22 protein-coding genes and 2 tRNA genes are annotated in these 23,550 nt (G+C 69.6%); 9 read left to right on the top strand and 15 right to left on the bottom strand.

The genetic code is table 11. The features are described from left to right. Window positions 1–6: 6 nt before the first annotated feature. Window positions 7–1,635, bottom strand: a complete 1,629-nt coding sequence (locus ACIO52_RS16675) for an FAD-binding oxidoreductase (protein WP_402644721.1) — start codon at window positions 1,633–1,635, stop codon at window positions 7–9. A gap of 193 nt (window positions 1,636–1,828) precedes the next feature. Between ACIO52_RS16675 and ACIO52_RS16670 the strand changes: the two genes are divergently transcribed. Next, window positions 1,829–2,449, top strand: a complete 621-nt coding sequence (locus ACIO52_RS16670) for a helix-turn-helix domain-containing protein (protein ID WP_316573868.1) — start codon at window positions 1,829–1,831, stop codon at window positions 2,447–2,449. Then, complete coding sequence (locus ACIO52_RS16665) at window positions 2,439–3,986, top strand: FAD-dependent oxidoreductase (protein ID WP_402644718.1); 1,548 nt, start codon at window positions 2,439–2,441, stop codon at window positions 3,984–3,986. The genes ACIO52_RS16670 and ACIO52_RS16665 overlap by 11 nt, the downstream gene beginning before the upstream one ends. A 43-nt stretch (window positions 3,987–4,029) precedes the next feature. Here the strand turns inward: ACIO52_RS16665 and ACIO52_RS16660 are convergent, their stop codons facing one another. Both ACIO52_RS16660 and ACIO52_RS16655 read right to left on the bottom strand, forming a co-directional pair. Then, window positions 4,030–4,605 (bottom strand): GNAT family N-acetyltransferase, encoded by a 576-nt coding sequence (locus ACIO52_RS16660; protein ID WP_402644715.1) that lies wholly within the window; start codon window positions 4,603–4,605, stop codon window positions 4,030–4,032. Then, window positions 4,602–5,279, bottom strand: coding sequence for a TetR/AcrR family transcriptional regulator (locus ACIO52_RS16655; RefSeq protein ID WP_218721474.1), 678 nt, complete (start codon window positions 5,277–5,279; stop codon window positions 4,602–4,604). The genes ACIO52_RS16660 and ACIO52_RS16655 overlap by 4 nt, the downstream gene beginning before the upstream one ends. A 278-nt stretch (window positions 5,280–5,557) precedes the next feature. Here ACIO52_RS16655 and ACIO52_RS16650 point away from each other — a divergent pair, with 278 nt between their 5' ends. Then, a complete protein-coding gene (locus tag ACIO52_RS16650) occupies window positions 5,558–6,754 on the top strand; it encodes an FHA domain-containing protein (protein ID WP_402644713.1) in 1,197 nt (398 codons plus the stop codon). A gap of 79 nt (window positions 6,755–6,833) precedes the next feature. Here the strand turns inward: ACIO52_RS16650 and mihF are convergent, their stop codons facing one another. Continuing rightward, window positions 6,834–7,148: an integration host factor, actinobacterial type gene (gene mihF, locus ACIO52_RS16645; protein ID WP_019045768.1), complete on the bottom strand. Its 315-nt coding sequence runs from the start codon at window positions 7,146–7,148 to the stop codon at window positions 6,834–6,836. Between the two features lie 179 nt (window positions 7,149–7,327). Between mihF and ACIO52_RS16640 the strand changes: the two genes are divergently transcribed. Continuing rightward, window positions 7,328–7,942, top strand: a complete 615-nt coding sequence (locus ACIO52_RS16640; protein WP_402644710.1) for a dihydrofolate reductase family protein — start codon at window positions 7,328–7,330, stop codon at window positions 7,940–7,942. Window positions 7,943–8,230: 288 nt separating this feature from the next. After that, window positions 8,231–9,040, top strand: coding sequence for a hypothetical protein (locus ACIO52_RS16635; RefSeq protein ID WP_218721477.1), 810 nt, complete (start codon window positions 8,231–8,233; stop codon window positions 9,038–9,040). Window positions 9,041–9,109: 69 nt separating this feature from the next. On the opposite strand, the gene clpX is transcribed toward ACIO52_RS16635, so the two are convergent. The 5 genes from clpX to ACIO52_RS16610 form a co-directional block, all read right to left on the bottom strand. Beyond that, on the bottom strand, window positions 9,110–10,390 hold the full coding sequence (gene clpX, locus ACIO52_RS16630) for an ATP-dependent Clp protease ATP-binding subunit ClpX (protein ID WP_218721478.1): 1,281 nt from the start codon (window positions 10,388–10,390) through the stop codon (window positions 9,110–9,112). A 240-nt stretch (window positions 10,391–10,630) separates the two neighbouring features. Further along, on the bottom strand, window positions 10,631–11,296 hold the full coding sequence (locus ACIO52_RS16625) for an ATP-dependent Clp protease proteolytic subunit (protein WP_218721479.1): 666 nt from the start codon (window positions 11,294–11,296) through the stop codon (window positions 10,631–10,633). Between the two features lie 42 nt (window positions 11,297–11,338). Continuing rightward, window positions 11,339–11,914: an ATP-dependent Clp protease proteolytic subunit gene (locus ACIO52_RS16620; RefSeq protein WP_030202569.1), complete on the bottom strand. Its 576-nt coding sequence runs from the start codon at window positions 11,912–11,914 to the stop codon at window positions 11,339–11,341. A gap of 187 nt (window positions 11,915–12,101) precedes the next feature. Then, window positions 12,102–13,466, bottom strand: coding sequence for a trigger factor (gene tig, locus ACIO52_RS16615; RefSeq protein WP_218721480.1), 1,365 nt, complete (start codon window positions 13,464–13,466; stop codon window positions 12,102–12,104). Between the two features lie 137 nt (window positions 13,467–13,603). After that, a complete protein-coding gene (locus tag ACIO52_RS16610) occupies window positions 13,604–14,155 on the bottom strand; it encodes an FKBP-type peptidyl-prolyl cis-trans isomerase (RefSeq protein ID WP_218721481.1) in 552 nt (183 codons plus the stop codon). Between the two features lie 183 nt (window positions 14,156–14,338). Here ACIO52_RS16610 and ACIO52_RS16605 point away from each other — a divergent pair, with 183 nt between their 5' ends. Further along, window positions 14,339–16,813: a phosphoketolase gene (locus ACIO52_RS16605; protein WP_218721482.1), complete on the top strand. Its 2,475-nt coding sequence runs from the start codon at window positions 14,339–14,341 to the stop codon at window positions 16,811–16,813. Between the two features lie 42 nt (window positions 16,814–16,855). After that, entirely contained in the window at window positions 16,856–17,656 is an 801-nt protein-coding gene (locus ACIO52_RS16600; RefSeq protein WP_308248664.1) for a metallophosphoesterase, read from the top strand. Here ACIO52_RS16600 and ACIO52_RS16595 read toward each other — a convergent pair. Continuing rightward, the gene (locus ACIO52_RS16595) at window positions 17,653–18,057 is read right to left on the bottom strand and encodes a DUF1801 domain-containing protein (RefSeq protein ID WP_402644702.1); all 405 of its coding nucleotides are present in this window, start codon (window positions 18,055–18,057) and stop codon (window positions 17,653–17,655) included. The two genes, ACIO52_RS16600 and ACIO52_RS16595, sit on opposite strands and share 4 nt — an antisense overlap. A gap of 160 nt (window positions 18,058–18,217) precedes the next feature. On the opposite strand from ACIO52_RS16595, the gene ACIO52_RS16590 reads away from it, so the two are divergent. Beyond that, entirely contained in the window at window positions 18,218–18,580 is a 363-nt protein-coding gene (locus ACIO52_RS16590; RefSeq protein WP_218721485.1) for a hypothetical protein, read from the top strand. Window positions 18,581–18,584: 4 nt separating this feature from the next. Here the strand turns inward: ACIO52_RS16590 and ACIO52_RS16585 are convergent, their stop codons facing one another. The 4 genes from ACIO52_RS16585 to ACIO52_RS16570 form a co-directional block, all read right to left on the bottom strand. Further along, window positions 18,585–19,412 carry a GDSL-type esterase/lipase family protein gene (locus ACIO52_RS16585; protein WP_402644699.1) on the bottom strand — a complete coding sequence of 276 codons (828 nt, stop codon included), beginning with the start codon at window positions 19,410–19,412 and terminating at the stop codon, window positions 18,585–18,587. A 180-nt stretch (window positions 19,413–19,592) separates the two neighbouring features. Beyond that, window positions 19,593–20,351: a 3-oxoacyl-ACP reductase FabG gene (gene fabG, locus ACIO52_RS16580; protein ID WP_218721487.1), complete on the bottom strand. Its 759-nt coding sequence runs from the start codon at window positions 20,349–20,351 to the stop codon at window positions 19,593–19,595. A 47-nt stretch (window positions 20,352–20,398) separates the two neighbouring features. Next, window positions 20,399–20,475, bottom strand: a tRNA-Pro gene (locus ACIO52_RS16575). Between the two features lie 41 nt (window positions 20,476–20,516). Beyond that, window positions 20,517–20,587, bottom strand: a tRNA-Gly gene (locus tag ACIO52_RS16570). A gap of 698 nt (window positions 20,588–21,285) precedes the next feature. Between ACIO52_RS16570 and ACIO52_RS16565 the strand changes: the two genes are divergently transcribed. Next, window positions 21,286–22,242: a GGDEF domain-containing protein gene (locus tag ACIO52_RS16565; RefSeq protein ID WP_110039617.1), complete on the top strand. Its 957-nt coding sequence runs from the start codon at window positions 21,286–21,288 to the stop codon at window positions 22,240–22,242. 57 nt (window positions 22,243–22,299) lie between these two features. Here the strand turns inward: ACIO52_RS16565 and ACIO52_RS16560 are convergent, their stop codons facing one another. After that, window positions 22,300–23,517 carry an MFS transporter gene (locus tag ACIO52_RS16560; RefSeq protein WP_402644695.1) on the bottom strand — a complete coding sequence of 406 codons (1,218 nt, stop codon included), beginning with the start codon at window positions 23,515–23,517 and terminating at the stop codon, window positions 22,300–22,302. Window positions 23,518–23,550: the final 33 nt, after the last annotated feature.

The following is a 23,550-nucleotide window of genomic DNA, read 5'->3' as shown; positions in this document are numbered from 1 at the left end:
GCTCCCTCACGGCACCAGCTTCCCAGGATTGAGCACCCCGGCGGGGTCGAGTTCGCGTTTCACCGCGCGCAGCACGCGAACGCCGAGCTCACCGACCTCGGACTGCATCCACGGACGGTGATCGGCGCCGACGGCGTGGTGGTGGGTGATGGTGCCGCCCGCGGCGATGATCGCGTCACCGACGGCCGACTTGGCGATCCGCCACTGCGCGATCGGGTCCTCGAGCTGCTTGGCGACGATGGTGAAGTACAGCGAGGCGCCGGTCGGGTAGGTGTGCGAGATGTGGCACATCACCAGGGCGGGGGTGCCCTGCGCGCCGAGCGAGTCCATCAGCGCGCCGGTCACCTTGGTCTTCAGGTTCGACAGGTTGGCCCAGGTGGTCGCGGTCTCCAGGGTCTCGCACAGCACGCCGACGTCGAGCAGCGCGTCGCGCAGGTACGGCGCGGCGAAGCGGCCGTGCTCCCACTGCTGGGCGGGCGCCTCGCCGAGCGCGGTGCCCCCGGCGGCGGCGAGCAGTCCGCTCGCCTCCAGCGCACGAGCCGCGACATGCGCTTCGGTGCCCTCGTAGGTGGTGATTGCCAGGCAGCCCGCGACGGACGCGCCGCCGACGTCACCGGAGCGGGCCAGGTTCAGCCCGGTCTCGGCCTCGTCGGACAGCCGCAGCACGGTCGGCGCGGCGCCGGTCTGCACCAGGGCGCGCAGCGCGGCCGCGCCGGTGGCGAAGTCGGGGAACGACCAGGCCTGATAGGCCGTGGTCTCGGGCACCGGGTGCACGCGCAGCGTGACCGAGGTGATGATGCCGAGAGTGCCCTCGGAGCCGACGAACAGCTCCCGCAGATCCGGCCCGGCCGCCGACGCGGGCGCGCGCCCGAGCTCGACGGTGCCCTGCGGGGTGGCGACGACAAGGCGCTCGACCATGTCGTCGAAGCGGCCGTAGCCCGCCGACGCCTGACCGGACGACCTGGTCGCGGCGAACCCGCCGATGGTGGCGAATTCGAAGCTCTGCGGGAAATGCCCCAGCGACAGTCCGTGCGCGCTCAGCAGCTTCTCGGCCTGCGGGCCGGTGACGCCGGCGCCGAGGGTCGCGAGCCCGCTGACCGGGTCGACGCCGGTGAGGGTGTCGAGCCTGCGCAGATCCAGCGCGATGACGGTGGCGAACTGCCCGCGGACCGGGTCGACGCCGCCGACCACGCTGGTGCCGCCACCGAAGGGAACGACCGCGACGCCGCGCTCGGAGCAGTAGGCCAGCAGCGCGAGGACCTGCGCGTGATCGGCGGGGAAGACGATCGCGTCCGGCGCGTCCTGGGGTTCGGTGGCCCGGCGACGGAGCAGGTCGGGGGTGCTCTTGCCGCCGGCGTGACGCAGCCGGACGACATTCTCGGTGCTGAGATTTTCGTCACCGACGATGGCGGCGATCCCGGCCCGGTCGGTGTCGGTGAGGGTGGTGGGGCGCAGCGGCACGTCGCCCTCGTCACGACGCGCCACCGGCTCGCCCGAGATGCCGAAAACCTGCGCGAGCAGGCCACGGATCTGCGCCGACAGGGGCTGGTGTCCAGCGGGGACACCCCAGGCGTCCCACACCATACGCGGCGGCAGGGTGGCGGCACCGGGATTTTCGGGTTGCGTCTCGACCATGCGTTACATTCTGACATATAGTGTCAAGCAGTAACCAGTACGATATGTCCTCGAGTCGACATCCGATCGCTGTCGGATGTCACTGCCCCGCCTTCACGACACCGACCCCGCTGGTCCGCTCGATACCCTTGGGCGTTCCAGCTCGACCACGGCGCCGCTTCCGGCGCCGCCGAACACACCGGGGTGAAGCACGATGATCGACATCGCGACCAACGCGGACGAGCAACTCTCGCCCACCGACGTGGCGATCCTCGATGCCACGCGCGCCTGCGTCGTCGATTTCGGTGTCCGTCGCACCACGCTCACCGAGGTGGCGCGCCGCGCCGGGGTGAGCAGGCCGACGGTGTACCGGCGCTGGCCCGACACCGGGTCGCTGATCGCCGAGCTCCTGGTCCGTGAGTTACGCACGATCGTCGGCGAGACCATGCCCGAGATCGGCCTCGGCCGGGATCGGCTGGTGCGCGGCATCGTCGCCGGTGCGGCCGCGATCCGGGCGAACGCGGTGTTCGCCAAGATCTTCCGGACCGACACCGACCTCATGCTCACCTACGTGTTCGGCAGGCTGGGGCGCAACCAGCGCACGCTGATCGAGCTGTTCGCGACCGCGATCCGGCTCGGCCACGACGACGGCTCGATCCGGGCCGGCGACGCCGAGCAGATGGCGACCATGCTGCTGCTCATCACCCAGTCCGCGGTGCAGTCCGCGGGCACGGTGGAACCGCTGCTGGCCGGTGCGCAGTTCGACGCGGAGCTGTCGAGGGCGATCGAGGGTTACCTGCTCCCTCCTCGCGACAAGGACTGTGATGACTCCTGATTCGACGGCCGCTCTGCACGCGACCCGCCGCACCGCCGACCTGACCGCGCTCGGCGATCGACCCGAGGTCGACGTGCTGGTGATCGGCGGCGGCGTCACCGGCGCCGGCGTCGCCCTCGACGCCGCCTCCCGCGGACTGCGCACGCTGCTGGTCGAGCGCACCGACTTCGCGTTCGGCACCAGCCGCTGGAGTTCGAAGCTGGTGCACGGCGGCCTGCGCTACCTGGCGAGCGGGCGGGTCGGCATCGCGCACGAGAGCGCGGTCGAGCGCGGTGTCATGCTGCGTACCACCGCCCCGCACCTGGTGCGCCCGCTCCCCCAGCTGGTGCCGCTGCTGCCCGGCATCACGTTCTCCCAGAGTGCGCTCATCCGCGCGGGTTTCGCCGCCGGTGACGCGCTGCGCGTCGCCGCCCACACCTCCGCCGCCACCCTGCCCCGCTCCCGCCGCGTCGCCGCCGCCGAGGCACTGCGACTGGCCCCGACCGTGCGCCGCGAGGGACTACGTGGCGGGCTGCAGGCGTGGGACGGCCAGCTCGTCGACGACGCGCGATTGGTCGTCGCCCTGGCCCGCACCGCGGCCGCCCACGGCGCGACCGTGCTCACCCGGCTGGAAGCCGTGACCGCGACCGGGGATTCGGTCCGGCTGCGCGACACGATCACCGGCGAGACGCTCACCGTGCGGGCCCGCGCGGTGATCAACGCGACCGGGGTGTGGGCGGGCGAGGTCGACCACAGCATCAAACTGCGGCCCAGCCGCGGCACCCACCTGGTGTTCGACGCCGCCGCGTTCGGCGGCCTGAGCGCCGCGCTGACGGTGCCGGTCCCGGGCAGCATCAGCCGTTTCGTCTTCGCGCTGCCCGCCGCGCACGGGCGCGTCTACCTGGGCCTCACCGACGAGGAGGCGCCCGGCCCGATCCCCGACGAGCCGCAGCCCACCGAGTCCGAGATCGACTTCCTGCTCGACACCATCAACACCGCGCTGCGGGAACCGTTGACCCGCGCCGACATCCGTGGCCGCTTCGCCGGGCTGCGCCCGCTGCTCGAGACCGCCGACGACAGCACCGCCGACATCTCCCGCGAGCACGCGGTCCTCACCTCTCCCGACGGCCTGATCACCGTCGTCGGCGGCAAACTCACCACCTACCGGCAGATGGCGCAGGACGCCGTCGACGCCGCCGTCGCCCGTGCCGGGCTGGCCGCGTCACCGTGCCGCACCACCGGGCTCCCGCTGGTCGGCGCGGTCGCGGGCGCGGCCCGCGACCGCATCGACGCGCCCCCGGTCCTCATCGAGCGCTACGGCAGCGAGGCGAGCCGCATCGTCTCGGCCTGGCTGTCCGACCCGTCGCTGCGCGCACCGGTCGCGCCCGGAATCGACGTCACCGCCGCCGAATTCGACTTCGCCATCAGCCACGAGGGCGCGCTCACCGTCGACGACCTGCTCGACCGCCGCACCCGCATCGGCCTGGTCCCCGACGACCGTGCCGCCGCGACCCCGGCAGCGGAAGCCGCTTTCGCCAGGGCCGTCGTCGGCAGCTGACCGCGACACCCTGCGCGGCTTCGCGCGGCGGTCCGGCCGAGCGTCAGCCGTAGATCCAGGTGGCCAGGTCGGCGCGCATGCAGGCGCGGGGCCATTCGTCGAGGCCGTGGGCGATCTCGGCGGCGCGGATGGCTCGTAGCTCCGGGGTCTCGTCGGCGGGCGGGATGTAGGAGAAGCCGAGCCGCTCGTAGTACGGGCCGTTCCACGGGACGTGGGTGAACGTGGTGAGGGTGATCTCGTGCAGCCCACGGTCTTTCGCCCAGCGGACGGCGTGGTCGATCAGGCGTTTGCCGATGCGCAGCCCGGCGTGGGCCGGGTCCACCGAGACCTGGTCCACGTGCGGCTCGCCGTCGACCATGCCGAGCACCAGGTAGCCGATGGCGCGGCCGGTCTCGTCGGGCCAGACCCAGGCGCGTCCGGCGGTGATGTATTCGCGCAGGGTGTCGGCGTGCGGCGGGTCGTCGTCGGCGACCGCGGTCATGCCCACCGCGGCGAACGGGGCGCCCGCGCGCCGCTCGATCTCCTGCAGCACCGGGATCTCGGCCTCGTTCGCGGGCCGGATGGGTCCGCCGCCCGCCTGCGCTCGCGCGGCGATCCCGGGCTGGTCGACGCCGGTCATCGCGCGTCCACCGGGGTGGCGAGGATGCCGTTGAGCATGGCGCGCAAGGCCCACCGGCCACGGGCGTCGCCGTCACCGGCGAGCATCTGCTCGCGCAGCGCGACGATGGTCGGGTAGCGCTCGGCGGGCAGCTCGGCGAAGCGCCTGCCGATCTCGGCGAGGTACTCCGATTCGGTGCCGCCCTGGGTGTTGTAGGCCGCCTGCTCGGCGGCCTCGGCGGTGATGTGCAGGTGGATCAGGTCCACGGCCCAGGTGGCGGTCGCCGGATCGAGGCCGCCTTCGCGCAGCAGGGCGAGCAGCTGTTCGATCAGACCGAGCGCGTGCTCGGTGGTGGGGATCCGGCCGAACGCGACCAGCGCCAGCCCCTCGTGCCTGCCGAGCACCTCGACGGCGGACGCGACGACGGCGGTCAGGCGCTGCCGCCAGTCGCCCTCGGTGGGCGTGGTCACGGTGGACAGGACGTGGTCGAGCATGCCGGTCATCAGGTCGTCGCGATTGGCGACGTAGACGTAGAGCGAGGCGGCGCCGGTGTCGAGCTCCTGGGCGACCCGGCGCATGGTGAGCGCGGCCAGGCCGTCGGTGTCGAGGATGCGCAAACCGGTCTCGATGACGACCTCACGGCTCAACGGAGCTTTCGCCGGTCGGGCCCGGCGGCTGACGGGTGCGGCATTCATGCGCCGATCATACGCGGGCCACGAACGACGTTTGACACGAACATTGTTCGTAATCGCGCACCGTTGCCCGCCCAGACGGCTTCGACAGCCTCGCCCGGTGATCACGACACGACCGAAATCCGCTGCGCCAGTGGTGCAGCGGTGCCCGAAACGCCCGTCCACCACCTGCCGGAACACCAGGTGAGGGCCTGCTCGCGCGCTGTTCGGGCACACAACCCTCAACCGCATCCGGCGAGTCGATCTATGCTGGCAAAGGCCAGTCCGACAAGGAGGCATTGATGCGCGCGCATTCGTCTACCGTGGCCATCGTGCCCGGTACCGGGATCGTCGCCCGATTCGGCGACGTCGTCATGTATCTCGCGGGCGAAACCCCGTCCACCGACCGACTACTCGGCGCGGTCGAAACCGTCGCCATGAGCACCGCGGCCTCGGCGCCCGGCGCCGCACTGGCCCAGCGACTGGCCGGTGTCGTCTTCGGCGGCGCGTCCGCCCCGCCGCCGTTCGGCGTCCTCGCCCCGACCGCCGACGGGATGCTGATCCTGTTGCGCGGCGCGGTGATCGCCGAGATCTCCGGCGCCGAGGGCAACCGCCGCCTGGCCGGCGACCGCGCCTTCACCTGGGTCGACGAGATCATCCGCGAACCCGTCCGCCGGATCGCGGTCGGCGCCGAGATGGCCGACCCGACCAGCGCCAATCCCCGCACCGACCTGCGGGCGGGCATCGTCACCGGCAACGGATTCGTGCTCACTCTCGGCCGACGCCGCAATCCGGCACCGCGCCGGATCGAGTCCGTCGACGAGCCGCCACCGACCGAGGCCACCGGATTCCGCGCCCTGCGCGCGCACTCGGATCGCACCGAGAACGGCGAGGCCAGGCCGGCGACCGCGGGTTTCGCCACCCCCAGCGCCGAGTCCGGGTTCCCGGGCCCGGCAACCGGTTTCGTGGCCGCCACCGAGACGAGCGGTCCCGACGGCGAAACCGTGAGCACCGGCTCGCGTCCGGTGACCGCCGACGGCGAGACCGTCAGCACCGGTCCGCGCAATTCCCCCGCCGCCAACGCCCCGCTGGCGTGGTCGCAGGCCTTGGACGCGGCGAAGCGGGCCGAGCCCGTCGCGCTGAGCAAGTCCGGGCCGCACCCCACCAGCTCGCGCGGCGCCCTCGTCACCGAGGACGGACTGAGTTACCCCCTGGATCGGCCTTATGTCCTGGGCCGTAATCCCTCGGGCGACGAATCGGTGCGGGCCGCCGCCGCCACTCCCATTCTGATCGAACGCGACCGGCTCGTGTCCCGGGTCCATGCCTTCGTCGCCCCCGACCGTGGCAAGGTGTTCGTCCGGGAAGCCCCCGCCACCTCCGGTACGTTCTTCGCCGCCCCCGACTCCGAACGCTGGTCGCGCGTCGGCACCCTGCCCATCGAGCTGCAACCGGGCTGGCGCCTGCGGATCAACGATTTCCTGCTGACCTACTGCGTCTGAGAAAGCTCATGCGGCCGAACTGTCCCGACGCCCGTGGCGTGCACGCTGTGCGTCCACGGGCGCCGGTTCGCGATTCGGCTCAGGCCTCGAGGGCGTCGAGCAGCGCCGCGCGCTGGCGAGCGCCGAGGCCGCCGATGCGGCGATCCTCGGGAATCTCGGCCTGATCCATCAGCTTGGCCGCCTTCACCGGGCCGACACCCGGCAGCGCCTTGATCACCGCAGCGACCTTGGTCTTCTTGACCAGGTCGTCGCTGTCGGCCTTCTTGAGCAGATCGGCGACGGTGACCTTGCCCTCCTTCACCTTGCCGATCAGTTCCGAGCGCGCCTTGCGCACGGCAGCCGCTTTGGCCAACGCCTCGGTGCGCTGTTCGGCGGTCATCGTAGGCAGTGCCATGTCTCCTCCGCTTCCACTCGTCACTCGAACATCTGATTGACGGACCGAGTAAACAGCAACCGAACGGCAGCACCAGTCCGACACACCGCGAGGATACGCCGATGAGTTTTGCGTGCTGGGCCCGTCGTAATGGGTGAACGACCTGCAAGACGGACGAAACGGACGAAAGGACGGTCGCCATGGAGCTCTCCCTGACCCAGTTCCTCACCATCGACGGTGTCTACCAAGCGCCGGGCGGGCCGGAGGAGGATACCGTCGACGGCTTCACCCACGGCGGCTGGTCGGCCCCGTTCGCCGACGACGACTTCGGCGTCTTCATGGACTCGGTGTTCGACCGGGTCGACGCGTTCCTGCTGGGCAGGCGCACCTACGACATCTTCGCGGCCTACTGGCCGAAGATCGACGACCCGGACAACCCGGTGGCCACCAAGCTCAACGCCCTGCCGAAATACGTCGCCACGACCACCCGCACCGAGGCGGACTGGGCGGGCACCGAGTTGCTGCACGGCGACATCGTGGCCGCGGTGACGGCGCTCAAGGATCGCCCCGGCCGGGAATTGCAGATGCACGGCAGCGGCGTACTCGCCCAGACCCTGCTCGCGGCCGGTCTCGTCGACACGATGAACCTGCTGACCTTCCCGGTGATGCTCGGCAGCGGCAAGAGACTGTTCACCGAGACGGTGCGCCCCACCGGGTTCGCCCTCACCGACTCGCGCACCACGTCCACCGGCGTGCTCATCGCGAGCTACCGCGCCGACGGGGCCCCGAAGTACGGCGACTTCTCCGCCGGGTGATCCACGTAACACCGCGCCCAGCTGCGACGAAACATCAGCAGAAGCACAAAACGGGACCAAGGTTCAACGGCGAACCACGGAGGATCAACGAAGCTCCTCGACCCGGGCGCGACCGGTCACCGGTCGTCACCGTCTCCCCGTGCGAGTGCGGTAACAGCTACACAGTTGTGCGCCAGACGTTTCCGGCATCGGCGGGTCGGCGAGAAATGCGGCCCGCGGTTGTGCTCTCCCCCGCTCTATGCGCAAGAATGACGCGACCCGGCGAACCCTTTGCTTACTGGAGTTGCGATGCGCGAGGAACACCCGCTCGATGACGAGGTCGTTGCGTTGCCTGTCCGGGTCGAACGGGCCAGGCGGCGCATCGCCTACCAGTCCGATCCGGCCCTGACCGACGCCCTGTCCGAGGACGAGCTCCGCGCCGAGCGCGAGCTGGCCGAGAAGATCCGCACCTACGAGCGCGACCAGCGCTGGAAGCAGATCAAGGCCGCCTCCACCCACGCCGACCGGCTGCGCGAGACCACCGCCGAGATGGAGCGGGCCGAGATGGCGGACGTGATGCTGGCCCGCAAGGCCATCGCCGCCCAGCGCCGCGAATCCAACCCGCGTGCCCGGCTGGCCTCGCTCTACCAGCACCGCACCTGGTCGTTGCGCGCGTTGGCCGGCGTGGTCATCGCCGGCATGCTGTGGTCGGCGGTGAACGTCCAGCACAACATCGCCCCCGGCGGGCCGAGCGACCCGCTCTACTGGGCCAGCTTCGGCCTGGAGGCCATGATCAGCGTCTGCCTGGTCATCATCATGATCGGCACGACCCGTGTCGCCGAGTGGGGCGTGATGGGCAACCGGACCCAGGTCTTGGTCGCCGAGCTGTTCCTGCTCTCGCTCACCATCGCCCTCAACACCTACCCCCACCTGAGCGCCAAGCACTGGTACGACGCCGCCGTGCATGCCGTGGCCCCCGTCATGATCGGCGTGGCCCTGATGATCCACAACGCCGCCAGCGCTCGCTACAGCACCGCCATCGCTCGCGCCTCCGCCGAAATCCCCACCGACGACGCCGAGGACCTCCTCTCCGCGGCCCCCGCCTTCCGCGAGAGCTAGTCACCACACGAGAGCGGGCCCGTACTCCTCACCGGAGTACGGGCCCGCTCTCGTGTGCCTGTGTGGGCGCTACGCCGACTTCTCGCGGCGCTCGGTGCGCTGGGTCTTGCGGGGGACGATCGTCGGAAGGACGTTCTCGGTGACGGTGTCGGCGTTGACGACCACCTTGGCGACGTCGTCGCGGCCCGGGATGTCGTACATCACCGGGAGCAGGACTTCCTCCATGATGGCGCGCAGGCCACGAGCGCCGGTGCCACGCAGAATCGCCTGGTCGGCGACCGCTTCGAGGGCGTCGGTGGTGAACTCCAGGTCGACGCCATCCATCTCGAAGAGGCGCACGTACTGCTTGACCAGCGCGTTCTTCGGCTCCGAGAGGATCTTGACCAGCGATTCCTTGTCCAGGTTGGTCACCGAGGCGACGACCGGCAGGCGGCCGATGAACTCGGGGATCAGACCGAACTTGATCAGGTCCTCGGGCATCACGTCGGCGAAATGGTCGTCGGTGTCGACCTCGGCCTTGGAGCGGACCTCGGCGCCGAAGCCGATGCCACGGTGGCCGGTGCGGTCGGAGATGATCTTCTCCAGGCCCGCGAACGCGCCCGCCACGATGAACAGCACGTTGGTGGTGTCGATCTGGATGAACTCCTGGTGCGGGTGCTTGCGACCGCCCTGCGGCGGCACACTCGCCTGGGTGCCCTCCAGGATCTTCAGCAGCGCCTGCTGCACACCCTCGCCGGACACATCGCGGGTGATCGACGGGTTCTCGCTCTTGCGGGCGATCTTGTCGACCTCGTCGATGTAGATGATGCCGGTCTCGGCGCGCTTGACGTCGTAGTCGGCGGCCTGGATCAGCTTCAGCAGGATGTTCTCGACATCCTCGCCCACGTAGCCCGCCTCGGTGAGCGCGGTGGCGTCGGCGATGGCGAACGGCACGTTCAGCATCTTCGCCAGCGTCTGCGCGAGGTAGGTCTTACCGCAGCCGGTGGGGCCGAGCATCAGAATGTTCGACTTGGCCAGCTCGACGGTCTCGCCGCGGCTGTCGCGGCCCTTGTCGCCGGCCTGAATGCGCTTGTAGTGGTTGTAGACCGCCACCGCGAGCGTGCGCTTGGCCGTGTCCTGGCCGATGACGTAGTTCTCCAGGAAATCCCGGATCTCCGAGGGCTTGGGCAGCTCGTCGAGCTTGACCTCGCTCGACTCGGCCAGCTCTTCTTCGATGATCTCGTTGCAGAGGTCGATGCACTCGTCGCAGATATAGACCCCGGGGCCCGCAATGAGCTTCTTGACCTGCTTCTGGCTCTTTCCGCAGAACGAGCACTTGAGCAGATCGCCGCCGTCTCCGATGCGCGCCATCTCGTAGGTCCCTACTTCCTTGTCCGAGTGCGACCGTCGTCCCCCGATTGGGCCGGAAATACGTTTCGGTGCCGTCAATCAGAGCAATGGTCCCTGAGTCGACCGTACCTGGTGTGCGCGAGAGAGGTCGACAACTCGCGCATGTTTCTGTGAAGCGTTGTGCGGGTTCTCACCATTGTGAGGCCCACGGTCGAAAAATGGTGGGCCCGCCGCCCAGATCGGGCGACGGGCCCGGGCGTGTCACTTCTGCCCGCTGAGCTTCCGGTAGTCGAAGACCTGGTCGACGATGCCGTATTCCTTGGCTTCCTCGGCGGTCAGGATCTTGTCGCGGTCGGTGTCCTTGCGGACCTGCTCCTCGGACTTGCCGGTGTGGCGCGAGATGGTGACTTCCATCAGGCGCCGCATGCGCTCGATCTCGGCCGCGGCGATCTCGAGGTCGGACACCTGGCCCTGCACGCCGCCCGAGGACGGCTGGTGGATCAGGATGCGCGCGTTGGGCAGCGCGGCGCGCTTGCCGGGGGCACCGGCGGCCAGCAGCACCGCAGCGGCCGAGGCGGCCTGACCCAGGCAGACCGTCACCACGTCGGGGCGGACGTACTGCATGGTGTCGTAGATCGCCATCAGCGCGGTGAACGAGCCACCGGGCGAGTTGATGTACATGGTGATGTCGCGGTCGGGGTCCTGGGACTCCAGCACCAGCAGCTGCGCCATGATGTCGTTCGCCGACACGTCGTCGACCTGGTTGCCCAGGAAGATGATGCGCTCTTCGAAGAGCTTGTTGTACGGGTCCGACGTCTTGACACCGAACGAGGTCTGCTCGGTGAACTGCGGCAGGATGTAGCGCGCCTGCGGGAGGCCCGCAGCGGAGCCGCCATGTCCGGCGCGCGGGTCGAAGAGGTTGGCCATCTTTATCTCCAAGCTTGTCTCGAGTGAGGGGGGACGGCGGCGTTACTTCGCCTGGTTCGCGTGGGTGACCACGTGGTCGATGAAGCCGTATTCGAGGGCTTCCTTCGCCGTGAACCAGCGGTCGCGGTCCGCGTCCTCGGTCACCTGCTCCACCGACTTGCCGGTGTGCAGCGACTGCAGCTCGTTGAGCTCGCGCTTGGTGTGGGCGAACTGCTCGGCCATGATCGCGATGTCGGCCGCCGAACCACCGATGCCTGCCGACGGCTGGTGCATCATGATCCGGGTGTGCGGCAGCGCGAAACGCTTGCCCTTGGTGCCCGCGGTCAGCAGGAACTGCCCCATCGACGCGGCCAGACCCATCGCGACGGTCTTGATGTCGCACTCGGCGAACTGCATCGTGTCGTAGATGGCCATACCCGCGGTGACCGAGCCACCCGGGGAGTTGATGTAGAGCGAGATGTCCTTGGTCGGGTCCTCGGCCGAGAGCAGCAGGATCTGCGCGCACAGCTTGTTCGCGATGTCATCGTCGACCTGGGTGCCGAGGAAGATGATGCGCTCGCGCAGCAGCCGCTCGTACACCGAATCACTGAGGTTGAGACCAGCAGTAGCGGCTGTCATGACCCCTGCCTGGTTGATTGTCACGGATACCTGCCTTCTCTTCTCACCGATTGCTACGGCCATACGGTTCGTCGTCACAAACAGTAACGAAGCAGGGCGGCACCGAACTCCCGGTACCGCCCTTCTTCGCTCACAGCGCAATCCAAGCACCCTCGGTGGGGTACCGGTCACACCGGCATCACAAAACTTATTCGGCGGCGGCCTCGACCTGCTCGGTCTCGGCGGAATCCGCAGGGTCACCGAACATTTCGGTGGTGTCGACCACGTTGCCCTCGGAGTCGGTGACCTTCACCTGGCCGACGACACCGGCCAGCGCCTTGCCGCGACGGACGTCGGCGAACACCGCGCCGAGCTGACCGGCCTGCTGCACCTGCTGGATGAACTGCTCCGGCGACATGCCGTAACGCTGGGCCTGGAACAGGATTCGCTCGGTCAGCTCCTGCTGGCCGACCTGGGTGTTCTCGGCCTCGGCGATGGCGTCGAGCAGCAGCTGGGTCTTGACCGACTTCTCGGCGGCTTCCTGGGTGTCCTTGTCGAACTCCTCGCGAGAGGAGCCCTGCGCCTCGAGCGCCTCGGCCAGCTTGGCCTCGTCGTGGTCGAAGCCGTGGACGGCGTCGTGCAGCACCGCGTCGACCTCGGCCTTGACGACGGCCTCGGGCAGCGGAACCTCGACGGTCTCGAGCAGGGTGTCGAGCACCTTGTCGCGGATCTGACCGGCCTGCTCGACCTTCTTGACGCGCTCGACGCGGCCCTTCAGGTCTTCCTTGAGCTCGTCGATGGTGTCGAACTCGCTGGCCAGCTGGGCGAACTCGTCGTCGGCCTCGGGCAGCTCGCGCTCCTTCACCGACTGCACGGTGACGGTGATGACGGCTTCCTTACCGGCGTGCTCGCCGGCGACCAGGGTGGAGGTGAACTCCTTCGACTCGCCGGCCGACAGACCGGTGATCGCCTCGTCGAGGCCCTCGATCAGCTGACCCGAACCGACCTCGTGCGACAGACCGGTGGTGGCCGCCTCCGGGACGTCCTCGCCGTCGACGGTGGCCGACAGGTCGATCGAGACGAAGTCGCCGTCCTGCACGGCGCGCTCGACACCGGTCAGGGTGCCGAAGCGCTGACGCAGCGAGGTGAGCTGCTGCTCGATGTCGGCGTCCTCGATGGTGAACGCGTCGACGGTGACCTCGAGGCCCGAGTAGTCCGGCAGCGCGATCTCGGGGCGCACGTCGACCTCGGCGGTGAACGCCAGCTCTTCGCCGTCCTCGATCTTGGTGATCTCGATCTCGGGCTGGCCGATGACCTTGACCTCGGCGGACTGCACGGCCTCGGCGTAGCGACCCGGCAGCGCGTCGTTGACGACCTGCTCCAGCACGGCGCCACGGCCGACGCGGGTCTCGATCAGCTTGGCCGGAGCCTTGCCCGGACGGAAGCCGGGGATGCGGACCTGCTGGGCCAGCGCCTTGTACGCCTTGTCGAAGTCGGGCTTCAGCTCCTCGAAGGGCACCTCGACGTTGATCCGGACCCGGGTCGGGCTCAGCTGCTCGACGGTGCTCTTCACGGACATGCTCCTTGGTTCGTAGTTCAGTGGTGTCCCCGCATGGGACGTCGCACCCTGACCGGGTGCGGCGCACGCATCCCGACCAGGGTAGTTGACCGCCTTCGCGGTCGTGCAATCGGCGGTTGTTTGGGCGGCGGCTAGCGGCCGACCTGCACCGCGTCGGTGACGAAGACCAGGGTCTCGTTCGGCGCGACGCCGTTGCCGCCCGCGCCGTAGCCGAGGTTCGGCGGCACGATCAGCAGCCGGCGCGCGCCCTGCTGCACACCGAGCAGGCCCTGGTCCCAGCCCTCGATGACCTGGCCGGCGCCGAGGGTCAGCTGGAACGGCTTGCCGCGCTTGAACGAGCTGTCCAGGGTCTGCTTGTCCGACCAGGTGACCAGCGCGTAGTTCATGGTCAGCGGCTGACCCGCGACCGCGCCGGGACCGTTGCCCGCGACCAGGTCCTTGACGATCAGCGTCGTGGGCGGGTCACAGGAGTCGGGGATGGTGATCTCCGGCGCGTCGCCGTAGCCACCGCTGACCTCGATGTCGTCGGCGGTGCATTCGCGGCCCTTGCTCGCCGTGGACTGGCCGGCGGCGGTGCTGCTGCTCGGCGAGCTCGCCGAATCCGAGTCCGAGCCGCAGGCCGCTGTCGCGATCGCGGCGGCCGCGACGAGTCCGATGCCGATGATCCTGCCGAGAGAATGCATGGCCCGCACAGTAATAGACCGCGTGTACGGCGCCGGGTACCGGCACGGCGGTAGGCTCGGCGGTGCGTTCTCCACCGGTGTCGCCGAGTACCCGATCGGTGCCCCGGGCAGGTCCCGTCGGCGCGGACGGCGCCGCAGCTCACCGACTACGCCGCAGCTCACCGACTACGAGGAGAGTCCGCGATGACCCGGACCAGCGATCTCGATGCCGATACCGCCGCCGACGACGTGGGCGGCGGGGACGGCGAGACCATCGCCCCGCAGCCCTATGTCCTCACCGATGCCCCCGGCCCGCTCTCGCGCGACGAACTCGTCGCCGTCGACACCTGGTGGCGGGCGTCGAACTATCTCGCGGTCGGCCAGATCTATCTGATGAACAATCCGCTGCTGCGCGAACCTCTGCGCGCGGACGACATCAAACCGCGCCTGCTCGGCCACTTCGGCACCGTGCCCGGCCTGAATCTGGTGTGGGCGCACGCGAACCGGGTGATCCGCGCGCGCGGACTGAACGCGGTGTATGTGGCCGGTCCCGGCCACGGCGGCCCCGGCCCGAACGCCTGTGCCTGGCTGGAAGGCGCCTACGCCGAGCTCTACCCCGACATCGCCCGCGACGGCCACGGCATGCGCAGGCTGTTCCACCAGTTCTCCTTCCCCGGCGGCGTGCCCAGCCACTGCGCGCCGGAGACCCCCGGCTCGTTCCACGAGGGCGGCGAACTCGGCTACAGCCTGCTGCACGCGTACGGCGCCGCGCTCGACCATCCCGAGCTGACCGTGTTCTGCGTGATCGGCGACGGCGAGGCCGAGACCGGCCCGCTGGCGGGCAGCTGGCACGCGAACAAATTCCTCAACGCGGGCCGCGACGGCGCGGTGGTGCCGATCCTGGCGCTCAACGAGTACAAGATCGCCAATCCGACCATCTTCGCCCGCATCCCCACCGACGAGCTGATCTCGCTGCTGCGCGGCTACGGCTACGAACCGCTGATCGTCTCGGGCGACGATCCCGCCCCGGTGCACCAGGCACTGGCCGCCGCGATGGACACCTGCCTGGATCGCATCGCCGGATTCCAGCGCGCGGCCCGCGAGGACGGCGACACCACCCGGCCGCGCTGGCCGATGATCGTGCTGCACACCCCGAAGGGCTGGACCTGCCCGCCGGTCGTCGACGGTAAGCAGGTCGAGGGCACCTTCCGCGCGCACCAGGTGCCCTTGCCCGCCGCCCGCACCGACCCGCGGCACCGGCACGTGCTGGAGCAGTGGCTGCGCTCGTACCGGCCCGAGGAACTGTTCGACGAGCACGGCGCCCCGGTCCCCGCCGTACTCGCCCAGATCCCCGAACGGCCGATGAGCCTGAACCCGGTCGCCAACGGCGGACTGCTCGTGCGCGACCTGGACCTGCCGGACTGGCGCGACTACGGCGTCGCCGTCGAGCAGCCGGGCTCGGGCCCGCACGAGGCGACCCGGGTGCTGGGCGGCTGGCTGCGCGATGTCACCGTGCGCAATCCGCACAATTTCCTCACCCTCGCCCCCGACGAACTGGTCAGCAATCGGCTGCAGGACATTCTCGAGGTGACCGGGCGGGACTGGCAGGCCGAGGTGGGCCGCTGGGACGTCGACCTGTCCCCGACCGGCCGTGCCGTGGAGGTGCTCTCCGAGCACATGTGCCAGGGCCTGCTGGAGGGTTACCTGCTGACCGGCCGCCACGGGGTGTTCACCTGCTACGAGGCGTTCATCCACATCGTCGACGCCATGTTCAACCAGCACGCCAAGTGGCTCGACGCCAGTCTGGCGGTGCCGTGGCGGCGCAAGATCCCCAGCCTGAACTACTTGCTCACCTCGCACGTGTGGCGCCAGGATCACAACGGATTCACCCACCAGGACCCGGGTTTCCTCGATGTCGTGGCGAACAAGAGTCCCGAGATCGTGCGGGTGTATCTGCCGCCGGACGCGAACACGCTGCTGTCCACCTATGACCACTGCCTGCGCTCGCGGCACTACGCCAATGTCGTCGTCGCGGGCAAACAGCCGGGGCCGGACTGGCTTTCGGTGTCGGAGGCCGCGCTGCACTGTGCCCGTGGGGTCGGCATCTGGGAGTGGGCCTGCCACAACGACGAACCCGGCACCACCCCCGACGTGGTGCTCGGCTGCGCCGGCGACATCCCCACTCTGGAGACCCTCGCCGCCGCGGCGATTCTTCGCGATCGCCTCCCCGACCTGCGGATCCGGGTGGTCAACGTCGTCGACCTGATGCGGCTGCTGCCCGCCGACGAGCATCCGCACGGCCTGCCCGACGCCGAGTTCGACGCGCTGTTCACCACCGACCGGCCGGTGATCTTCGCCTTCCACGGTTACCCCTGGCTGGTTCACCGCCTCACCTACCGCCGCACCAACCACGCCGAACTGCACGTGCGCGGATACAAGGAGAAGGGCACCACCACCACGCCTTTCGACATGGTGATGCTCAACGACCTCGACCGCTTCCACCTCGTGCTCGACGTGATCGATCGGGTGCCGGGCCTGCGCGGGCGGGCCGCCGGGCTGCGCCAGGAGATGGTCGACGCCCGGCTGATCGCGCGCCGCTGGACCAGGGAGCACGGCGAGGACATCCCGGTCGTCGCGAACTGGGTCTGGCCCGAGGCCGCGGTCCCCACTGTGACGTAACGCGGTTGCGGCGCGGGGCTGGGCTGCACGACGATGGAGTCGATGACCGAGCCCCGCCGCCCCGACACCCTCCCTCGCGATCGTCGCGACCTCACCGGACCCTTCGACGTGATCGGCGATGTCCACGGTTGCCGCGGCGAGCTGGAAACGCTGCTGGGCGAACTCGGCTACACGATCGAGCGCGACGAGCGCGGCCGGGCCGTCGGCGCCGCGCATCCGCGGGCGCGCACGGTGGTCTTCGTCGGCGATCTCGTCGATCGCGGTCCCGACACTCCCGGCGTCTTGCGCCTGGCGATGGGCATGGTCGCCGCGCGCACCGCGCTGTGCGTCACCGGCAACCACGAGTACAAACTGATGCGCGCGCTCGACGGCCGCAATGTCCGCGTCGCCCACGGACTCGAACTGTCCCTGGCCCAGCTGGCCGACGAGGACGCCGAATTCCGCACCGCCGCACACACGTTCCTGCGCGAGCTGCCCAGCCACTATCTGCTCGACCGCGGCAGGCTGGTCGTCGCCCATGCCGGCCTCCCGGAGAGCCTGCACGGCAGCACCTCCGGGCGCGCCCGCTCCTTCGCGCTCTACGGCTCGCCCACCGGCGACTTCGACGAGCACGGCCTGCCCATCCGCTACGACTGGGCCCAGGACTACCGCGGCGCCGCGACCGTCCTCTACGGCCACACCCCCGTTACCACCCTGACCTGGGTCAACAACACCCTCTGCCTGGACACCGGCGCCGTCTTCGGCGGCACCCTGTCCGCCCTGCGCTACCCCGAACTGACCACGATCTCCGTTCCCGCCGAGAAGATCTGGAGCGAGCGGGCCGGCATCACCCCCGGCAGCTAGGCCTCGCCGCGGTCCTGTTTGATCTTGCGCCAGCCGCCGGCGCGGTTGTCGGCGATGATCTGTTTCAGCATCTTGCCCAGGGCGCGTTCGTTGAGGGTCTGGCCCTCGTAGACGGCGACGGTGCGGGCGGTCTTGTTGTCGTGCCCGCCGGTGATGATGTTGTCCGGGTCGGGGACGATGGCCCCGTCGTAGAGGAAGATGTTGACGTGCGTCTTGGCGGCCAGCAGGGCGCAGATGTTGCCGTCGAGCACGAAGTAGGGCTGCACACGGCGCTTCACGGTCTCGACGACCTCGGGGTCCACGGCGTGGACGAGATCGCGCACCTGGTGGCAGATCGCCTGCTGCCAGGTCGGGAGCGCGTCGATGTAGGCGTCGACGCGCGGATCGGCGACGTAACTCACCGATCGATGGTGGCACATCGGCGGGCCGGTGTCCGGGCAGCGCGCCCGGGAGGATCGTCGCCGAATCGTCAACTCGACATCCCGGGCGAGCGGGCCGCCACCCGGCGAAACCGGCTTAACATCGCAGCGGACGACCCGACTCATCGATGAGGAGAGGTTCATGCGCCGAACGTTGCTCGCCCTGTCCGTACTCTGTCCGCTGGTCGGGGCGGGGCCGGTCGCCGCCGATCCGGCGCCGCCGGGCACCGCCGGGACGCTCACCGTGCTGGCCTTCACCGGCCGCGACCCGATCCCCGTCAACCGCGCCGAGATCACGGTGACCCGCTGCGGCGAGAGTCCGGTCGTCACGACCCTGACCAGCGGCGCCGACGGCCGCGCCACCGCGGCGCTGCCCGACGGCTGCTACGAGGCGAAGGTGATCACCGTGCCCGGTGGGTGCGCGCTCGCCGACACCGCGCCGGTGCGGCTGCAGGTCGCCGCGGGCACGCAGGTGAGCACCGAATTCCGGTTCCGCTGCGCCTGAGGCGTCAGCCGCAGCTCGGGGTGAACCGGTCGAGGTCGATCGCCTCGGCCATCGCCCGATAGCCCGCGGCGTTGGGGTGCAGGTTGTCCGGGCCGGCGTAGCGGGGATCGAGGACGTCCGGGTTCGCCGGATCACGCAGCGCCGCATCGAAATCCACCACGCTGTCGGACAGTCGCTGGGTGCGGATCCACGCGTTGATCCGCTGCCGCACCGGATTCGCGTACGGCAGGGTGACCATCCCGTCGAGCAGCGCGTTGCTCGTCGGCAGGATGGTGCCCAGGTGCACGCGCAGTCCGGCGGCGTGCAGTCGCTGGATCAGGCCGGTGTATCCGGCAACGACCTCGTCGTAGCCGGCGCCGATCGGGATACCCAGATCGTTGATGCCCTCGAGCACGATGACATCACCGACCCCGGCCTTGTCGATGACGTCGGCCTGTAGCCTGGCGCCCGCGTTCGGTCCGAACTGCGGGATGAATCCGTCGCGGGTGACCCGGTTCCCCGAGATCCCCGCGTTGAGCACGCTGAACGGCTTGCCCGCGGCGTCGAGTCGGCGCTGCAGGAAATCCGGATAGCGCACGTTCTGATCGATCACGCCGCCGTCCTGCGGCGTGCCGAGGACCGTGGCCGACACATAGCCGTCGGTGATCGAGTCGCCGAAGGCCACGATGGCCGACACCTCCCCCGGCGCCCGCACGTCGAGTCCCGACACGAACGGCACGGCGGTGGTACTCAGCGGCAGCTGCGCGCCGGCCGGGTCGGCGGTGCGGTCACCGGCGAACGGGAGGCTGTAATAACTGGTGGCGTTGCCGTTGAAGTGCTCGGTCGGCCGCACCGGCGATCCCAGTCGACATCGATCCGGCCAGTACCATCGCGGCCCCGAAAACCGCCCACTTCCCCACGCCGCACAGCCTCCAGCAGTCACCACCCGACCGTTATCGGGGGTAACAGTAAAAGCGCCGATGGACCGGCGGCGGGAAATCGCGAAACTTTCTCGCGCCCACCGGCCTTCGCGTCAGTCCTTCGGTCCACCCGCGACGTAGATGACCTGGCCGGACACGAAGCCCGCGCCCTCGCTCACGAAGAACGACGCCGTGTTGGCGATGTCGGCGGGCGTGCCGACCCGGTTGACCGGGATCTGCGCCGCGGCGGCCTGCTTGAACGCCTCGAAGTCGACGCCGACCCGAGCCGCGGTCGCGGCGGTCATCTCGGTTTCGATGAAGCCGGGCGCGATCGCGTTGGCGGTGACGCCGAACTTGCCCAGCTCGAAGGCGAGGGTCTTGGTGAACCCCTGCATGCCCGCCTTGGCGGCGGAGTAGTTGGCCTGGCCGCGATTGCCGAGCGCGGAGGTGCTCGACAGGTTCACGATGCGGCCGAACTTCGCGTCCACCATGTACTTCTGCACGGCCCTGGTCATCAGGAAGGCACCGCGCAGGTGCACGTTCATGACCGTGTCCCAGTCGTCCACCGACATCTTGAACAGCAGGTTGTCACGCAGCACGCCGGCATTGTTGATCAGCACGGTCGGCGCGCCGAGCTCGGTGGCGATCCGCTCGACCGCGGCGGCGACGGCCGCTTCGTCGGCCACGTCGGCGCCGACGGCGAGCGCGCTGCCCCCGGCCGCCTCGATGGCGGCGACGGTGTCCGCGCAGGCGGCGGCGTCGAGATCGAGCACGGCGACGGCGAATCCGTCGGCGGCGAGTTTGCCGGCGACGGCGGCGCCGATGCCCCGCGCGGCACCGGTGACGATCGCGACCCTGCGTTCCGTGGACATGTGCACTCCTACCGCGCTAGCACAACCGTGAGCTGGGCGAATGGTGATGGTCGGGGTGACAGGATTTGAACCTGCGACCCTCCGCTCCCAAAGCGGATGCGCTACCAAGCTGCGCTACACCCCGAGACCTCGGGGCTGCGACGCCGTCGAGGGAATTCATGTTTGAGCGGGTGACGGGAATCGAACCCGCACCATCAGCTTGGAAGGCTGAGGTTCTACCATTGAACTACACCCGCAGGCATACGACATCGATGGGATCGCCACGATGTCGTGTGCGCCACGACTGTACCGAATCCCGCGCGAGAAATGCCAATCCGCCCCCCGGCGAGCACGGCGACGCGCCCCGCCCCGCGGTGACGACTCCGCCGGCGCCGATGCCCGATTAGGGCCTAATGACCCTATCCACGCGAACCCCCTCCCGGCCACGATGGTGGATGCGCGCCCATGGGGACCGGCGCCTGCTCCACCGGGGGAATAAATAGGAGAATTTTCCTTAAAAACCTGGCACGTGGGCGGCGAGTAGGCCACCATGAAATGGCGCGTGACGGGCTCCTTGTCGGGGGGAGTCGTGGTCACTCGGCCACCTCGTCACGACTCGCCCTTGGGCCAGGAGGAACCTCATGACATGGCAACGACCGCCACCTCGAGATGGGCTCTACGCTGCAGGTTTCGGTCTTCCCAAAGTTTTTTCGGGAAGTGTGTAACGCCGGAGCGCCTGCAGCGATGTCATAGCCGATCGCCATTCGCGAGAGACCTGCAACGCGTTCTACGACGCGACCTTTCGGTCTCGGGTGGCTTGCTAGGATCCTTTTTGCCGGACGGGGGTATCTGGAAAGGGGGCGGTGAGCGTGTGCCGAACTCGGTGGACTCAACCGCGTAGCAGTGCGAACGATCGAGGTGGCGAGCTCGTCGCCACCTACCGCCGGTGATGTCGATGACTGTCCACATCGAGCCACCGGTCGCCGCGATGGCCCGCGCCTGGGCCCGCGCGGTATGCGCCGAACCGGGATCGTCCACGGCGCCGCACCAGTTGGAGCCGGTGCTCGTCGAGATCGTCGAGCGGCTGCTGCATCTTGCGCGGACCGAACCGTTCCCGGTGCCACAGGCGCGGATGCTCGGCGCCCGGCTGGCCGAGGCGCCCTTCGAACGAACCAGGATGCTGGCGCACGCCACCCGCTGGCTGCTCGGCTTCCCTTCCGGCGTGCCCGGCTCGCTGGTGGCCACCCGCTGGCCGCTGGTCGCCAGTCAGGCCATCGACAGTTACGCGCAGGCGTTGCAGGAACGGGCGCTCGCGCAACAGGAACAGAACATCTCGGCGAAAGTGTCGCTGCGCGTACAGGAGATCGCCGCGCTGCAGCACCGCTTGCGCCACGAAGCAACCCACGACGCGCTGACCGATCTGGCCAACCGCACGTTGCTGCAGGAACGGGTACGGGCCTTCGCGGCCGACCCGACCCGCGGCGTCGGTGTGCTGGTGGTCGACCTGGACCGGTTCAAGCAGATCAACGACGGCTACGGACACGCGATCGGCGACGAGGTCTTGGTCGAACTGGCCAACCGGTTGCGCGAGGTGTGCCCGCCCGACACGGTGATCTGCCGGTACGGCGGTGACGAGTTCGTCGTCGCCGCCAACCCGCGGCGCGACACCCTCGGCGAACTGGCGCACCGCGTGGTGGCGGCGCTGCGCGACCCGGTGTGGTCGAGCGCGGGGCCGGTACCGGTCTCGGCGAGCGTGGGCACGGCGTTCTGCGCGCCGGGAAAGACGTGCGATTTCACCGATCTGCTGCGTCGCGCCGACCGCGCGATGTATTCGGCGAAATCCGCGGGCGGGCGGCGTTTCGCGCTCGCCGAATCGGGCGACCCGGAACTGGGAACCGCGGTCGCGGGCTGAGTCGGATCGCGAAGCCTGCACTTCGCGTTCCGGCTCAACCCCTTTCGATGACAGTAGTCAGGCAGTGCGCTCGGATCCGGCTCGATGTGTCGCGTCGAGCCGGATCAGCGGCAGCGCCGCGACCGCGAGCACCGCGCCGATCAGGCTGACCGAGGTGAGACCGCCGCCGTGCGTGAGAGCGGCGGCGGCCAGCACCGGAGTGCCGCTGATCCCCAGCTGGAACGCCGACACCGTGGTGGCCCCGGCGAGCGTGGGGGCCGTGGCCGCGATGGTGAACACCCGGCGGTAGAGCGCGGGATTGAGGACGAACGCCGCGACGCCGAGCGCGAAGACCGCCGGCACCACCACCCACGCCCGGTCCATCGCCGCCGCGAGCACCACCGACAGCAGTCCGATGGCGATCGTCCCGGCCAGCAGCGCGGTATGCGGTCGCCGGTCGGCGATCCGGCCGCCGATGGACAGGCCGACGAACGCGCCGATGCCGAACAGCGCGAGGACGGCCGGGATCCACACGGCCGCGATGCCGGTGACCTCCCCCAGCAGCGCCGCCAGATAGTTGAACGTGATCATGTAGGCCGCGGTGCTCAGGATGGTGATCGCGTAGATCCCCCACAGCGCGGGCGTTCGCATCACCGCGAGCTCACGGCGCACCTGCGGCCCGGCCCCGGACTCCGTTGCGCCCGTGGGTATTCCGAGCAGGCAGCCGAGCAGTCCCGCGAGGGTCAACAGCACGACGGCGACGAATCCGCCGCGCCAGCCGAGGACCTGGCTCAGCAGCGTCCCCAGCGGACCGCCGACCACCATGGCCACACTGAGCCCGCTCACCACGACCCCGGACGCGCGCCCGACGCGGTCCGGGGTCACCAGCCGGACCGCCGTCACCGACGCGACCGCGAAGAATCCCGCGTAGGCGACGCCGGCGACCACCCGCGAGATCAGCAGCACCCGATAGTCACCGACCAGCCCGATCGCGATACTCGCGGCGAACACCGCTTGGGTCACCAATAGTGCCGACCGTCGCGGCAGACGCAGGCCGAGCACCGCGCACGGCGGTCCACCGAAGACCACGCCGAGCGCGAACGCGGTGATGAGCAGGCCCGCGGACGCGAGCGGCACCCCCAGATCGAGGGCGACGTCGGGAAGCACCCCCGCGAGCAGGAACTCGGCGCTGCCCATCGCGAACAGGCTGAACCCCAGCAGATATACCCCCGTCGGCAGCCGGTCGCTCGACTGCGAAGCCGGGGCCGTCGTGCCCGTTTCCTTTGTCGAATCCATCTCGGATCACCTCCGCGACGAGCATCGCGACGT

The sequence above is a fragment of the Nocardia sp. NPDC087230 genome, assembly GCF_044744725.1.
Taxonomy (GTDB): domain Bacteria; phylum Actinomycetota; class Actinomycetes; order Mycobacteriales; family Mycobacteriaceae; genus Nocardia; species Nocardia canadensis.
This window is presented reverse-complemented; position numbering and strand designations above follow the sequence as displayed.

What these genes read in the sequence shown, in the direction of transcription:
- ACIO52_RS16675 (WP_402644721.1), bottom strand. Translation starts at nt 1,635, where the DNA reads ATGGTCGAGACGCAACCCGAAAATCCCGGTGCCGCCACCCTGCCGCCG.
- ACIO52_RS16670 (WP_316573868.1), top strand. Translation starts at nt 1,829, where the DNA reads ATGATCGACATCGCGACCAACGCGGACGAGCAACTCTCGCCCACCGAC.
- ACIO52_RS16665 (WP_402644718.1), top strand. Translation starts at nt 2,439, where the DNA reads ATGACTCCTGATTCGACGGCCGCTCTGCACGCGACCCGCCGCACCGCC.
- ACIO52_RS16660 (WP_402644715.1), bottom strand. Translation starts at nt 4,605, where the DNA reads ATGACCGGCGTCGACCAGCCCGGGATCGCCGCGCGAGCGCAGGCGGGC.
- ACIO52_RS16655 (WP_218721474.1), bottom strand. Translation starts at nt 5,279, where the DNA reads ATGAATGCCGCACCCGTCAGCCGCCGGGCCCGACCGGCGAAAGCTCCG.
- ACIO52_RS16650 (WP_402644713.1), top strand. Translation starts at nt 5,558, where the DNA reads ATGCGCGCGCATTCGTCTACCGTGGCCATCGTGCCCGGTACCGGGATC.
- mihF (WP_019045768.1), bottom strand. Translation starts at nt 7,148, where the DNA reads ATGGCACTGCCTACGATGACCGCCGAACAGCGCACCGAGGCGTTGGCC.
- ACIO52_RS16640 (WP_402644710.1), top strand. Translation starts at nt 7,328, where the DNA reads ATGGAGCTCTCCCTGACCCAGTTCCTCACCATCGACGGTGTCTACCAA.
- ACIO52_RS16635 (WP_218721477.1), top strand. Translation starts at nt 8,231, where the DNA reads ATGCGCGAGGAACACCCGCTCGATGACGAGGTCGTTGCGTTGCCTGTC.
- clpX (WP_218721478.1), bottom strand. Translation starts at nt 10,390, where the DNA reads ATGGCGCGCATCGGAGACGGCGGCGATCTGCTCAAGTGCTCGTTCTGC.
- ACIO52_RS16625 (WP_218721479.1), bottom strand. Translation starts at nt 11,296, where the DNA reads ATGGCCAACCTCTTCGACCCGCGCGCCGGACATGGCGGCTCCGCTGCG.
- ACIO52_RS16620 (WP_030202569.1), bottom strand. Translation starts at nt 11,914, where the DNA reads ATGACAGCCGCTACTGCTGGTCTCAACCTCAGTGATTCGGTGTACGAG.
- ACIO52_RS16610 (WP_218721481.1), bottom strand. Translation starts at nt 14,155, where the DNA reads ATGCATTCTCTCGGCAGGATCATCGGCATCGGACTCGTCGCGGCCGCC.
- ACIO52_RS16605 (WP_218721482.1), top strand. Translation starts at nt 14,339, where the DNA reads ATGACCCGGACCAGCGATCTCGATGCCGATACCGCCGCCGACGACGTG.
- ACIO52_RS16600 (WP_308248664.1), top strand. Translation starts at nt 16,856, where the DNA reads ATGACCGAGCCCCGCCGCCCCGACACCCTCCCTCGCGATCGTCGCGAC.
- ACIO52_RS16590 (WP_218721485.1), top strand. Translation starts at nt 18,218, where the DNA reads ATGCGCCGAACGTTGCTCGCCCTGTCCGTACTCTGTCCGCTGGTCGGG.
- fabG (WP_218721487.1), bottom strand. Translation starts at nt 20,351, where the DNA reads ATGTCCACGGAACGCAGGGTCGCGATCGTCACCGGTGCCGCGCGGGGC.
- ACIO52_RS16565 (WP_110039617.1), top strand. Translation starts at nt 21,286, where the DNA reads ATGACTGTCCACATCGAGCCACCGGTCGCCGCGATGGCCCGCGCCTGG.
- ACIO52_RS16560 (WP_402644695.1), bottom strand. Translation starts at nt 23,517, where the DNA reads ATGGATTCGACAAAGGAAACGGGCACGACGGCCCCGGCTTCGCAGTCG.